This window comes from Rhodococcus sp. NPDC056960 (genome assembly GCF_042674125.1).
Taxonomy (GTDB): Bacteria; Actinomycetota; Actinomycetes; order Mycobacteriales; family Mycobacteriaceae; genus Rhodococcus_F.
In genome coordinates this window covers 76782-89185 of record NZ_JBHURF010000004.1, presented here as the reverse complement: position 1 = coordinate 89185, position 12404 = coordinate 76782, and the positions used below count along the sequence as shown (strand labels likewise).

At 69.5% G+C, this 12404-nt stretch carries 12 protein-coding genes; 6 read left to right on the top strand and 6 right to left on the bottom strand.

Annotated elements, in window-relative coordinates:
* Positions 1 to 23: 23 nt before the first annotated feature.
* Positions 24 to 716, bottom strand: coding sequence for a hypothetical protein (locus ACFTWF_RS07635; protein ID WP_378460654.1), 693 nt, complete (start codon positions 714 to 716; stop codon positions 24 to 26).
* A 115-nt stretch (positions 717 to 831) separates the two neighbouring features.
* On the opposite strand from ACFTWF_RS07635, the gene ACFTWF_RS07630 reads away from it, so the two are divergent.
* From ACFTWF_RS07630 to ACFTWF_RS07615, 4 genes are all read left to right on the top strand, one after another.
* Positions 832 to 1596, top strand: coding sequence for a DUF2470 domain-containing protein (locus tag ACFTWF_RS07630; RefSeq protein ID WP_378460653.1), 765 nt, complete (start codon positions 832 to 834; stop codon positions 1594 to 1596).
* A gap of 35 nt (positions 1597 to 1631) precedes the next feature.
* A complete protein-coding gene (locus ACFTWF_RS07625; protein ID WP_378460652.1) occupies positions 1632 to 2450 on the top strand; it encodes a CPBP family intramembrane glutamic endopeptidase in 819 nt (272 codons plus the stop codon).
* Positions 2451 to 2708: 258 nt separating this feature from the next.
* Entirely contained in the window at positions 2709 to 3923 is a 1215-nt protein-coding gene (locus ACFTWF_RS07620; protein WP_378460651.1) for an LCP family protein, read from the top strand.
* Positions 3924 to 3946: 23 nt separating this feature from the next.
* A complete protein-coding gene (locus ACFTWF_RS07615; RefSeq protein ID WP_378460650.1) occupies positions 3947 to 4498 on the top strand; it encodes a ferritin in 552 nt (183 codons plus the stop codon).
* A 10-nt stretch (positions 4499 to 4508) separates the two neighbouring features.
* Here ACFTWF_RS07615 and ACFTWF_RS07610 read toward each other — a convergent pair whose 3' ends face one another.
* Entirely contained in the window at positions 4509 to 5699 is a 1191-nt protein-coding gene (locus ACFTWF_RS07610; protein ID WP_378460649.1) for a lipase family protein, read from the bottom strand.
* 228 nt (positions 5700 to 5927) lie between these two features.
* Here ACFTWF_RS07610 and ACFTWF_RS07605 point away from each other — a divergent pair, with 228 nt between their 5' ends.
* Positions 5928 to 6473 (top strand): ferritin, encoded by a 546-nt coding sequence (locus tag ACFTWF_RS07605; protein WP_378460648.1) that lies wholly within the window; start codon positions 5928 to 5930, stop codon positions 6471 to 6473.
* 68 nt (positions 6474 to 6541) lie between these two features.
* Here the strand turns inward: ACFTWF_RS07605 and ACFTWF_RS07600 are convergent, their stop codons facing one another.
* From ACFTWF_RS07600 to ACFTWF_RS07590, 3 genes are read right to left on the bottom strand one after another with little or no spacing between them, the layout of a single operon-like run.
* Positions 6542 to 7456 carry a DUF5926 family protein gene (locus ACFTWF_RS07600; RefSeq protein ID WP_378460647.1) on the bottom strand — a complete coding sequence of 305 codons (915 nt, stop codon included), beginning with the start codon at positions 7454 to 7456 and terminating at the stop codon, positions 6542 to 6544.
* A 33-nt stretch (positions 7457 to 7489) separates the two neighbouring features.
* Complete coding sequence (locus ACFTWF_RS07595) at positions 7490 to 8254, bottom strand: glycerophosphodiester phosphodiesterase (RefSeq protein WP_378460646.1); 765 nt, start codon at positions 8252 to 8254, stop codon at positions 7490 to 7492.
* On the bottom strand, positions 8251 to 9234 hold the full coding sequence (locus ACFTWF_RS07590; RefSeq protein ID WP_378460645.1) for a DUF4328 domain-containing protein: 984 nt from the start codon (positions 9232 to 9234) through the stop codon (positions 8251 to 8253). Before ACFTWF_RS07590 ends, ACFTWF_RS07595 begins: the two co-directional genes overlap by 4 nt.
* Before the next feature lie 457 nt (positions 9235 to 9691).
* Here ACFTWF_RS07590 and ACFTWF_RS07585 point away from each other — a divergent pair, with 457 nt between their 5' ends.
* Positions 9692 to 11473 carry a hypothetical protein gene (locus ACFTWF_RS07585; protein ID WP_378460644.1) on the top strand — a complete coding sequence of 594 codons (1782 nt, stop codon included), beginning with the start codon at positions 9692 to 9694 and terminating at the stop codon, positions 11471 to 11473.
* Here ACFTWF_RS07585 and ACFTWF_RS07580 read toward each other — a convergent pair whose 3' ends face one another.
* Positions 11474 to 12340 carry a S49 family peptidase gene (locus ACFTWF_RS07580; RefSeq protein ID WP_378460643.1) on the bottom strand — a complete coding sequence of 289 codons (867 nt, stop codon included), beginning with the start codon at positions 12338 to 12340 and terminating at the stop codon, positions 11474 to 11476. It lies immediately after the preceding gene.
* Positions 12341 to 12404 lie beyond the last annotated feature (64 nt).

Here is a 12404-nt window from a genome sequence, read left to right as displayed (position 1 = left end):
CCCGGCGCATTGCCGGTGAATGTTTACCGCAGACCCGCATCCGAGAGTTCGCGGGCGACGAGCACCGGGTCGTGCACCTCGACGCCCAGCAGAACCTCCCGGACGGCCTCGGCGGCCTCGGGTATCAGTGCGGTCAGTGTCGCGGGATCCGGTGCCGCGAGCGCAGCCCGCACGTCGTCGCCACGCAGCGACGCGACCGTGCCCGACAGCAGAGCCAGCACCTCGGTCGTGTCGCGGGCGCGCGCCACGTACCCGACGTCCGCGTGGGCGAGGACGGCGAGGAAGTCGGCGACCTCGCCGACGGAGTGCCCGCTCGCGAGCCCCGGGATGCGGCCGGCATCCGCGAGGTGCTGCGCGGTTTCCGCCAGTCCGAGTTCGTCGGAGTCGTCTCGGGTGACGAACACCGCGAGCGGCGACGGCAGCCGCAGGGTCACCGCGTCGCCCAGCTGGTCGGCGGGGCAGTCGAGGTGGAACCGGACGGCCTCGTAGGACGCCTGCTCGCTGGTGCGCAGGCGGGCGGGGTCGACGTCGAGGCCCACGATGACTCGGCCGGCGTCGGTCCCGGCGGCGCCGAGCAGCGCGGACGCCGGGACCACGCGCGGTCCGAGCGCGCCGCCGCCGGCCGGGTCCACGGCGGCGGTCCCGCTGAGCAGTTCCGCGAGCAACGACTGGGGGCCGCGGGAGCGGGGGACGCCGAGGGAGAGAGGTATTGCCACGTTCCCACCGTATGCCCGCCGGATCGGCCGGAATTCCGTCGGGGTCTTGCCATCGCCGACAGCGTCATATTAGGTTAGGGTTACCTCAGTATCGCGGAACCCTGAAGGAGGCTCCATGCCCGTCACTACCACCGGTCCGTCCACCGCCGAGCGTGTGCGTAGCTCGTGCGCACGGACCCAGGACGCGGTACTCGCCGTCGAAGGCAGCGCACCCACCGTCACCTCCGTGCACCACCTGCGGTCCAGCGGCGACGTCGTCGTCGCGGTTCCCACCGATTCGGCGGCCGCCACGCTGTCCTGGCTCGCCGGTGGCGGCGGCATCCCCGCGGTCCTGGAACTCACCGACAACTCGCCGCTCCCTTTGCGTGAACCGGTCCGATCACTCGTCTGGCTGCGCGGCACCCTCCACGCCCTGTGCGAGTCGCACACCCGCTCGTTGGCCGACGAAGTCGCGTCCGAGTTCCCCCACCCCGGACTTCTCGACGTCGGCCACGACGCGACGCTGCTGCAACTTCGCCTCGAATCGGCGGTGGTCGCCGATTCGAGCGGCGCCGAACCCGTCGCCCTCGCCGACCTGCTCGCCGCCCGGCCCGACCCGTTCTGGGAGATGGAAACCGCGTGGCTCCAGCATCTCGACGAGGACCACCGCGACCTCATCGACATGCTGTCCCGCAAACTGCCGCCCCACATGCGGCGGGGACTCGTCCGTCCCCTGGGCATCGACCGCTACGGACTGCGGTTGCGGGTCGAGAACGACCACGGCGACCGCGACATCTGGATGCCGTTCTCGGCTCCCGTCGACGACGCCGTCGCGCTGAGCAGGGCGATCCGGCTGCTGGTGGGATGCCCGTTCGTGAACGGGCTCCGCGCGCGCGGCTGATCGGCATTCCGGTTCGGCGCGCGTAGCGTGGCCGCGTGATCTCGCGTGCAACGCTCACCTCCTGGATACGGCCCGCCCCACCCGAACCGGCAGCGCCGCCGGTCACCGGGAGCGAGCGGCGGGCGCTGTGGATCGAGATCACGATCGTCCTGCTCATCACGTTCGGGGCGAGCGGGCTGTCGGGACTGCTGTCACTGTCCGAATCGCTGCTGACCCCGGGCACCCTGGCCGATCAGTCCGTCGCCCTCAACGTCTCCCGCGCGGAGAACCAGGTCATCGACGTGGCCCGGCAACTGCTGGGTGTCGTCCGGCTGTTCGCGTGGGCCGCGCTGGGGCTGTATCTCCTGTGGCGCAGCGGGCACGGTCCGAGCCGCGTCGGGCTCGGCCGATTCCGGCGGCGCCCCGACGCGACGCAGGGCCTCGGTCTCGCCGCGCTGGTCGGGCTGCCGGGGCTCGGCTTCTATCTCGTGGCCCGCGCGGTCGGCGCCAACCTCACCGTCGTCCCGAGCACGATCGGCGACCACTGGTGGCGGCTGCCCGCCCTGATCCTGTGGGCGATCGCCAACTCCGGCGCCGAGGAAGTCCTCGTCGTCGCGTATCTGATCACGCGGCTGCGCCAACTCGGGTGGAGCGAGAATTCGTCGCTGCTCGCGTCGGCGGTCCTGCGCGGGACGTACCACCTCTACCAGGGTTTCGGCGGCGGGCTGGGCAACGTCGCGATGGGTCTGGTGTTCGGCCGGTACTGGCAGAAGACTGGACGGTTGTGGCCTCTCGTGATCGCGCACGCCACCATCGATTCGGTCGCGTTCGTCGGCTACGCCGCCCTGCGCGGACACGTCGGCTGGATTCCGTAATCCGGCCGGACCAGTAAAGTCGTGCGGGTGACCGGCGACGCCCCCTACCCTCCGCTGCCGCCGCGCCCGCCCCGGCGGACGCAGGGCGGGCAGCCGGTGCCGCCACCCCCGAACCGCCGAATTCCACCGGCTGACCAGCACGTCCCCCCGCAGACGAGGCGAGTGCCGCCGCAGGGTCCGCCGCAACAGGGGCCTCCTGCGCCCCACCCGCGACACCCCGCACCCCGGCAGGGACAGCCCGCGCCGGAAGGCACCCAGGTGATCCGCCGAGACGGCCGGGGCGCTCCGCCGCCCCCGCAGCAGGCGTGGTCCCAGGCTCCCGAACCGCAACTGTCGCGTTCGGCGCCACCGCAGGGTCCGCGCGGTTACGCGCCCACCCAGACGCCGCAGCCCTACCGCGACGTCCCGCCACCGCCGCCGCGGGTGCCCGATCGGCGTCCCCCGCGCACACCCCCACCGCCGCCACCACCGCCCGCTCCGGCGCGGCCCGCGGAGCCGCCGCAACAACGGCGTCCCCGCAAGCAGCGGCACTGGGGCCGGCGCATAGGCATCCTGTTCCTGGTGCTGATCCTGGCGCTCGCCGGCATGACGTACTACCTCGACAGTTCGCTGAATCGGATCGACGCGCTGGCCGACTACCCCGGCCGGATCGGCGACACCCCCGGCACGAATTGGCTCCTCGTCGGTTCGGACAGCCGGACCGGGCTGACGCCCGAGCAGGAACAGCAGCTGTCGACCGGCGGCAACAGCGGCCCCGACCGCACCGACACCATCATCGTGGTGCACGTCCCCAGCAGTGGCGGGCCGGCAACGATGGTGAGCATCCCGCGCGACTCGTACGTGTCGATTCCCGGCTACGGCCAGGACAAGGTCAACGCGTCGTTCGCATTCGGCGGGCCGCAATTGCTGACCCAGACGGTCGAGGAGGCGTCCGGTCTGCACATCGACCACTACGCGGAGATCGGGTTCGGCGGTTTCGCCGGCATCGTCGACGCTATCGGTGGCGTCGACATGTGCCTGGACACGGCCATCGACGACCCGCTCGCGGGGATCAACCTCGCGCCCGGCTGCCAGGAACTGTCGGGCTCGCAGGCGCTCGGCTTCGTCCGCAGCCGCGCCACCGCGCTCGCCGACATCGACCGGATGAATCATCAGCGAAAGTTCATGGCGGCGTTGATGTCGAAGGCCACCAGCCCCGCGACGTGGCTCAACCCGTTCCGCGTGTGGCCGCTGATTACCGACACCGCGGCATCGCTGCGCGTCGACGACAGCGACCACATCTGGAACCTCGCCGCGCTCGCCTGGGCGGTCCGCGGCGACATGGTCACCACGACCGTCCCCGTCGGCGGTTTCGAGGACGTCGACGGATCCGGCAACGTGTTGCTGTGGGATCACGAACGGGCTTCCCAGTTCTTCGACGCACTGGCCGACGACCGTCAGGTTCCGTCCGAATTGGTCACCACCGGACCGTGACCGACGGCCGTAAACTGACACCCATGTCTCAACCGGCGCCGAAGACCCCCACCGAGTTCCACGCCCTCCTGCTCGAGCAGGTCCGTCACGAGTTCACCGCGTCGCAGCAGTACATCGCGGTGGCCGTCTACTTCGATTCGCACGATCTCCCGCAGTTGGCCCACCGCTTCTATTCTCAGGCCGCCGAGGAACGCGGCCACGCGATGATGATGATCCAGTACCTGCTCGACAACAACCTCCACGTGGCGGTCCCCGGCATCGACGACGTGACCACCGAGTTCGAGTCGGTGCGCGCGCCCGTCGCACTGGCCGTGGAGCAGGAGCGTGAGGTCACCGAGCAGATCACCGCGCTCGCCCGGACCGCCCGCGACAGCGGCGACTACCTCGGCGAACGGTTCATGCAGTGGTTCCTCGAAGAACAGGTCGAGGAGGTCGCGAGCATGCACACGCTGCTGACGATCGTCGATCGCGCGGGCGACAACCTGTTCGACATCGAGGACTTCATCGCCCGCGAGATGAACGGCAGCACACCGGTCCGGCCGGGTGCGCCGAAGAGAGCGGGCGGCAGCGCCTGACCCACACGCCTCAGCAGCGGGTCGGCGCCGGTTCGCCGCGGAACCGCGCAGCCACGTATTCGTACGCGTCGGGGAAGCCCACGACGGCCGTCGTCATGTGCTCGGAGATCTCGTACGGGACGAACGTCAGCCTGGCCCCGGCAGCGCAATAGCGGCGCGCGGTCTCCGCGACCGAATCGAACGGAGTCAGTCCGTCGAGGGTGCCGTGCCACAGGTAGAGGGGCGCGGTCGGGACCCCCTCGTAGAACCGCAGACTGTTCTCGCGCAGCACCTGATGCGCGCCCGAACTCGCCATGAGGCTGGTGGAGGCGGCAAGTTGTCCGGCGCTGCGGAAGGCGCCGTGGAACAAGAGGAATCGACGACATTCGTTCGACATCCATTCGCGCAGCCACAGCCCGGTCGCGTTCAGCTGCGACGAGATCGGCAACTGTTCCGGGTACTCGCGTTCCAGGCCGATCGCGGCGGCGAACGCGAGCCCGAACCCCGGATGGGGATTGAACCCCAGCCCCAGCGCCATCTGCTCGAGGTCGGCGGGAATTCCGCCCGCGACCACCGCGTCGATCTTCAGTTCCGGTGCGTAACTGGGCGCGAGGGCCGCCGCCCACGCGCTGGCCATCCCTCCCCCGGAATAGCCGGCCAGCGCCACCGGGCTGTGCGTCAACCCCAGTTCGGCCACCCGTTGCACCGCGCGGACGCTGTCGAGGGTGATCATCCCGCCGAGTTTCGCGGCGCCGTACGCCCCGGTCGGCCCGAGGTGATCGGGCACGGAAACGGCCCACCCGCGCTGCAATCCCAGGTACAGGCCCGGCGATTCCTGCAGTTCCAGGTTGAACAACGAATGCGACGGGGCGCATTTGGTCCCGAGTGAATTCACGATGGCCTGATACGACACGAGCGGCGGATTCGCGACGCCGCGGGGAAGCAGAACGGTGGTGACCGCCAGAATCGGATGTCCCGTGGAGTTCGTCGACCGGAACGCGATCTGCCAGCCGTCGGAGTTCGCGTACATCCAGGTGTCGATCCGTCGGGTGCGCACGACGTCGCCGGGACGAAGGACGCCGAGATCGGCCGGAGCCGCGTAGAACGGGTCGGGGTCGGGCCAGGGATACAACGGGTCGGCCTGCGCTGGGGCGGGAATCGCCGCCCCCAGGAAGAGGGCACCGAGAATCAACGCTATCCATGCGGTGGGTCGTCTCAACATTGGCCTGCCCCTCCGGGCCGCGTCGTCAGATCGCTGTGAATTTTATACGCGGGTGCGAGCCCGCCGACGCGAATTGCGACGTTCCGGTGCGGCATCCGTTGCCAGTTCATGTGAGGAAAACGTCACCAGAATGATCCCGAATTTAGGTTGACTTTAGTTTGGGAACGCTTCCCAAAATAAGGCACAGCTTGGATGACACGTGCTCTGACCAGCGATATTATCCGCTTCATGACTTTGACTGACGCGCACAAGACGAAATTCCACGCCTTGCTCCACGACCAGATTCGCAACGAATTCAACGCGTCACACCAATACATCGCGACTGCCGTTTATTTCGACAATGCGGACCTGCCGCAGTTGGCCAAGCACTTCTACAAGCAGGCCGTCGAAGAGCGCAACCACGCCATGATGATCGTCCAGTACTTCCTCGACCGCGACATTTCCGTGGAGCTGTCGGGTGTCGACGCCGCGAAGGGCCAGTTCGAGAACGCGCGTGAGCCGATCGCCCTCGCCCTGACCCAGGAGAAGACGGTCACCGAGCAGATCGTGCAACTGGCGAGCACCGCCCGCGAAGAGGGCGACTACCTCGGCGAGCAGTTCATGCAGTGGTTCCTCAAGGAGCAGGTCGAGGAGGTCGCGAGCATGACGACGCTGCTGACCATCGCCGACCGTGCGGGCAGCAACCTGTTCGATCTCGAGGAGTTCGTGGCACGCGAAATGAGCGGTGTCGCAGACACCTCCGGAGCACCGCACGCTGCCGGCGGGTCCATCTAGGCGGCTTCGCCGCCCGTGCGCCTTTCTGGTTGTTCCAGCTACCAGAAAGGCGCACGGGCGCGGAGCGCCTACCGCAGGGTGACCTGCCGTCCACGCAGGCCGTCGCGGGCGCGTCGTTCCTCGGTGGTGAGGGGCGCGTCGACGGCGAGGGCCTCGGCCAGCCGCTGACCGAGTTCGACGGTGCCCGCGGCCCATTCGTTCGCATGCTTCTCGCGGTCCAGGTCGAACACCGGAACCAGCAGGCCGTGGGTGCGGAACGACCCGGCGTACCGGGAACCCTCACCGAGGTGCAGGCCACCGGTCGCGTGCACTCGTGCGAGCGCGAGCATCAGATCGTCCTCGTTCTCCGGGCGCACCCAGCGGATGTGCGCCTTCTCGCCCGCGTCGACCCACCATGCGGCGACGACGCCCTCGGCCTCGACGCGCGCAGACGGCATGATCGCCGCGTTCGCATGCTGGACCGTGGTCGCGACCTCGGGGGCCGGTTCCACGCCCTCGGGGAGCCACCAGTTGAAATCCTGGTGCACGGTGATGTCCAGCGCCGCGTCGGCGTCGATCACGTCGGCCAGGGCGGGGGTCTCCGGTCCCGGTTCGGCGGAGGACAGCGACTCGCCGGCGGCGGCGTCCCGGACCCAGGCGACGGACGCGGCCAGGTCGGCGCCGAGATCCGCAGAATGCGCCTGGACCTGCACACCGACGAAGCCGGTTGCGCTGTCGCCCTCGTCGCGGACCAGCGCCGCGACGGCACCGGGCAGCACGGTCGCCAGGGTCACCGGCCGGGACGAATCCTTGACGGGAAGCGGCGCGGTCGCCGACGGGACGAATTCGCGCAGCGCCACCAGATCGCATTCGGCGGCGAGGCCTTCGAACGGCCGGGTCACGGCCGCCGCGGCGCTCTCCCGTTCCGCCTGCCGCTGCGCGAGCTTCTCGGCGCGGGCGCTACCGGGCTTCGGACCACTGTTTCTCTTGCTCTTCTTTGCCACGACGCCAAAACCTACACGCCGTCGCCGGTCCGGTCAGGACGCCAGCCACTTCTTGGTGCGGCCGGGGTGGTTGGTGGCCACCCAGCTGACCCCGAGTTCGCGACACAGCTCGACGTCGCTGCGGTTGTCGACGGTCCAGCAGTAGGTGGCGCGTCCCGCGGCGGCAGCCTTGTCGACGATGTCCGGGTGCTCGTGCAGCGTCTTCACCGACGGACCGACTGCGGTGGCCCCGACGGTGGTCGCGGCGCCCCCGCCGAGGTACCGGGCGGATTCGCCGAGCAGGACGGTGGGGAGCATCGGCGCGGACCTGCGGATCCGCCACACCGCCCCGGCGGAGAACGACATCACGACGGCGCGGGAGTGGTCGGCGGACGGCGGCGCGGCGATGCCGAACCGTTGCAGTTCGGCGAGCACCTTGCTTTCGACGAGGCCGCCGAACCGCACCGGATGCTTGGTTTCAATGAAGAGTTTCACCGGGCGCGCCGACCAGTCGAGGGCGAGGGCAATGAGGGCGCTGAGTTCGAGGAGTTCGGCGGGCTCGTCTTCCGTGCCGTAGTTGAACTCGGCGAGTTCGTCGAGGGTCATCTCACTGACGACGCCGGTTCCGGTGGACGTCCGGTCGACGGTGCGGTCGTGGACGCACACGAGGTGTCCGTCGCGGGTGAGCCGCACATCGCATTCGAGACCGTCCGCGCCCTCTTCGAGCGCGAGTTCGTAGGCCGCGAGCGTGTGTTCCGGCTTGGCCGCAGAGGCGCCGCGGTGCGCCACGACGAGGGGTCCGCGCCGGTCGGGGCTCACGAGGCGAGGGCTTCCCGGTCGGTGACCTCGGGCTTCTTCTCCGCGTGCGGATCCGTCTCCTTCTGCGGCGGAGGTCCGGTGGCGACGACCCAGCGGGTGACCGGTTCCTTCGTTCCCTTCAGGGTCCGGCCCTCGAGCCGGCGAAGCACCATCAGCGCGAGGACGGCCGTGGTGGCGGCGACCAGTGCCGTGAACGCGGAGAGCAGGACGCCGTCGGCCATGGCCTGCAACCCCGGCCGGGACCGCCAGAACCAGTTGAAGACGACGAGCACGGCGCCGAACACCCACAGGCTCCACCAGGCGCGGACCAGCAGGACGGCGCGGGGGTCGCGGCGGATCACCTCGAGCAGGAACACACCCGGCATCACCAGGTTCAGGCCCGGCACCGCGCACCCGACGACTACCTCGGTGGAGGTGCGGGGGTCGGATTTCTTCGCCCGGGCGAACGTGCGCCGGCGCATCCGCAGCAGCCAGCACACGCCACCGGCACCGGACAGCAGCGCGAACAGCATTCCGCCGGCCTGACCGACGAACACCGCGATGTCGGACAGGGCGAGGAGGGTGGGATCGATCAACCGGGTCCGGTTCCGCATGAGGACGCCGTACCGGCCCAGTTCGGCGAGCACGGCGAAGGTGTACAGGCCGGCGGTGACGGTGAGGAGGAAGGCCGCCTTGTCGGCGAGCAGTTCCGGCCAGTTGCGGCGCGTGGAGGGCGTCACGACCGGGTCGTGGAGGCCCCAGCGCGGGATCTCGGTGTAGTGCGGGGTGGGGCTGGGGGCGGGCGGCTCGGCCGCGAGACCACTTCGCCGCAGCGGGGACCGCGCGATCCAGCGGAAGCCCCGGGTTGCCGGCGGTTGATGATGGTCGGTCCGGATCGGCGCGAGCAGCACGCCGTGGCAGCGTGGGCACCACTGCGCCGGCCCGCCGACGACCGGCCACCGCGCGGCGCAGCGCGCGCATACCTGAACGACGACGCTCATCCCCTCCGCACCCACTTCACAGTGCCGATTCTGTCACGACCCGAGAGTGCGGGCAGCCCACGACCGAATCGTCCTTTTTGGGGAGAATGTGTGAGCTGCACCACGAGAAATGCCGAGTTATCCACAGTTTCCACAGGTTCATACACAGTTATGGACAGCGCGAGAAGTGCTCATACACAGGTCAGAGCGCGTGTGGATCCGGGATTGTTGACAGCTTCGGATGAACGGTCCACAACGGTGGATGAATTTGACATCGCAGCTCGGTGAACGATCGGAGTCGGTGACCGACGGCTCGGCCCGGAATTACCCCTCCAGTTCGGATCGCCCGCGAAGCGACCCGAGAACTCCGGACCGGCCGTCGTCTCCCCCACCTGTGCCGGGGTGAATTTGCCCCGACACTTGATCTGACGCAGCCCGGCGCGGTTTGGTTCCACCCGATCTGTAATCTCGGGAAACGATGACGGACGACGTCGGAACGCGGTGGCACCTCCGGCCCGCCCGTGTCCTCCAAGTGGCCGCGAGCCTCGTCGCGATACAACTGCTCGTCCGGACGTGGGTGGCCGCCCGCAGCGACTTCTACTGGGACGACCTGATCCTCGCCGGACGTGGGGGAAGCCTCCCACTGCTGTCCGGCGACCTCCTGCTCTACGACCACGACGGTCACCTCATGCCGGGAGCCTTCGTGGTGGCGGGCGTCGCGACGCGGCTCGCGCCGTATCAGTGGATCCTCCCGGTGCTGACCATGATCGCCTTGCAGGCGGTGGCGTCGTACGCGGTCTTCCGGTTGCTGCGCACACTTCTCGGGCTGCGGCCCGTCATGCTGGTTCCGCTGGCGCTCTATCTGTTCTCCCCGCTCACCGTGCCCGCGTTCGCGTGGTGGGCGGCGGCGCTCAACGCCCTGCCCCTGCAGATCGGGTTGGCGTGGGTGGCGGGCGACGCCGTGAAGTTGTGCCGCACCGGGCGGCGACGGTACGCGATCTCGGGCACGCTCGTGCTGGTCGCGTCGCTGCTGTTCTTCGAGAAGTCCGTGGTGGTTCCGTTCGTCGCCTTCGCGACCGTGACCCTGCTCGCGCACATCGACGGGCGACCGCGGCCGGTGCGGTCGACGCTGCGCCGAGGTGCGGCCCTGTGGATCCCGTCGGCGGCGGTGCTCGCGGTGTGGGCCGCGATCTACTTCTCCACGGTGGCGTCGCGGTGGGAGTGGGCGGGCGCGTCGCGCGCGATCGAACTGCTGCACCACAGCACGTCGCTCGGACTCCTGCCCACGTTCGTGGGCGGACCGTGGACGTGGGATCGGTGGATACCGAGCCCCCCGTGGGCGACACCGTCGACGGCGCTGGAGGTGGTCGGCTGGGTCGTCCTGGTCGTCGCCGTTGCCGCGACCGTACGGCTGAAGCGCCGCATCGGCTGGGTGTGGATCCTCGCGGCCGCGTACTTCCTGCTGTCGGTGACCGCGATGGTCGTCACCCGGTGGGGCGCCGACACCACCTACGAACTCGCGCAGACGCTGCGGTACTTCACCGACACCGCGGTGATCCTCGCGATCGCCGTCGCGCTGATCGTCCGTGCGCCGCGGCGCCGGACCGACCCGGTCCGGGTGCGACCGCCGGTGGTCGTCGCGGTCGTGGTCGCGTTCGTCGCGAGCAGCCTGTGGTCGACGTACACGTTCACGCGGAGTTGGGAGGAGAACCCGACCACGGACTATCTCGCGACCGCGCGGGCATCGCTCGCGGACCGCTCCGACGCGCCGATCCTCGAGCAGCCCGCATCCTTCTGGGTGCTGCTCCCGGTGGCGTACCCGAACAACCTGGTGAGCCGCGTTCTCGCCCCGCTGCGCGACCGGCCCGCGTTCTCCGACAGCACCCCCGACCTCCGGATGATCGACGACGTCGGCAGGGTGGTCGACGCCCAGGTCACCTGGGTCCGCGCGATCGAACCCGGCCCGGTCCCGGACTGCGGGCACCTGGTGGACCGGCGCAGTTTCGTACCGATCCCCCTCGACGGCCCGCTGACCGGCTGGGAGTGGACGGTGCAGCTCAACTACCTGGCGGACGCGGACGGCGAGATCGCCGTCGCGATGGAGGTCGGCAACCCGGTGCGGGTGCCGGTGCACCAGGGCGCGAATTCGGTGTTCGTCCGGCTCACCGGTGGCGGCCGGAATGTGCGGGTGAGCACCCTGACGCGCGATCTGTCGCTGTGCGTCGGCGTGGGCCCGGTCGGGGTGGTCGTGCCGAAGTAGTTACCGCCCGTACCGCGACCAGGCGACGCGGGCGTGTGCGGCGCCGACGATCGCTGCGGCCGCCTCGTCCCACGAGGCGGCCGGCAAGCCGAGCTTCGCGAACAGGGAACGGCGTGGCCCGGTCATCTCGAGGGTGGCGTCGGGGAACTTCTTCTCCACCACTTCGCGCAGTGTGCCGATGCCGTCGACGATGCCGAGTTCGGCGGCGCGGCGTCCCAGCCAGACGTCGCCGTTGAACAGGTCCGTGTCGCCTGCCGTCAATTTCTCTCCGCGGCGGCCCACCACCCAGTCGCGGAACTCGTCGTGGATGCCTTCCTGGATCTGTTCGAGCCATTGCACGTCCTCCGACTTTTCCGCGAAGAACGGGTCGAGGCGGGCCTTGGCCTCGCCGGCCGAGTGCAGTCGCCGTTCGATGCCGAGGCGGTCGATCAGTTCGGAGAATCCGAAGCCTGCCGAGATGACACCGACGGAGCCGACGACGGACGTCGCGGTCGCGTAGATCTCGTCGGCGGCGCAGGCCAGCCAGTAGCCGCCGGACGCGGTGACGTCCTCGCAGAACGCGAGCACGGGCAGTTCGTGTTCGGTGGCGAGCTGACGGATGCGGGCGGCGATGTATTCACTCTGTGTCGGCGATCCGCCGGGGCTGTTGATCAGCAGCGCCACCGCTTTCGCGCCGTGCGCGGTGAACGCGCGATGCAGCGGTTCCTCGACGGATTCCGCGTTCAGCACCCGCCCGAACCCGGCACCGCCGGACGCGATCATTCCCTGCAGTCGCACGACCGGCACCACCCCGCCGCCGGAGCCTCCGAATGCGTCGGGCAGCCTGTCGGCCAGCGGTTTCGGCAGGGTCAGTGGGATCTTCGCCATGAATTCAGCGTATAGCGCACCGAGGGCCTTGCGGCAGGACCGGTCACGGATCGGGCAGAGTGGC

Coding starts and splice junctions, on each gene's coding strand:
- ACFTWF_RS07630 (WP_378460653.1), top strand. CDS start 832: ATGCCCGTCACTACCACCGGTCCGTCCACCGCCGAGCGTGTGCGTAGC.
- ACFTWF_RS07580 (WP_378460643.1), bottom strand. CDS start 12,340: ATGGCGAAGATCCCACTGACCCTGCCGAAACCGCTGGCCGACAGGCTG.
- ACFTWF_RS07605 (WP_378460648.1), top strand. CDS start 5,928: ATGACTTTGACTGACGCGCACAAGACGAAATTCCACGCCTTGCTCCAC.
- ACFTWF_RS07610 (WP_378460649.1), bottom strand. CDS start 5,699: ATGTTGAGACGACCCACCGCATGGATAGCGTTGATTCTCGGTGCCCTC.
- ACFTWF_RS07615 (WP_378460650.1), top strand. CDS start 3,947: ATGTCTCAACCGGCGCCGAAGACCCCCACCGAGTTCCACGCCCTCCTG.
- ACFTWF_RS07590 (WP_378460645.1), bottom strand. CDS start 9,234: ATGAGCGTCGTCGTTCAGGTATGCGCGCGCTGCGCCGCGCGGTGGCCG.
- ACFTWF_RS07585 (WP_378460644.1), top strand. CDS start 9,692: ATGACGGACGACGTCGGAACGCGGTGGCACCTCCGGCCCGCCCGTGTC.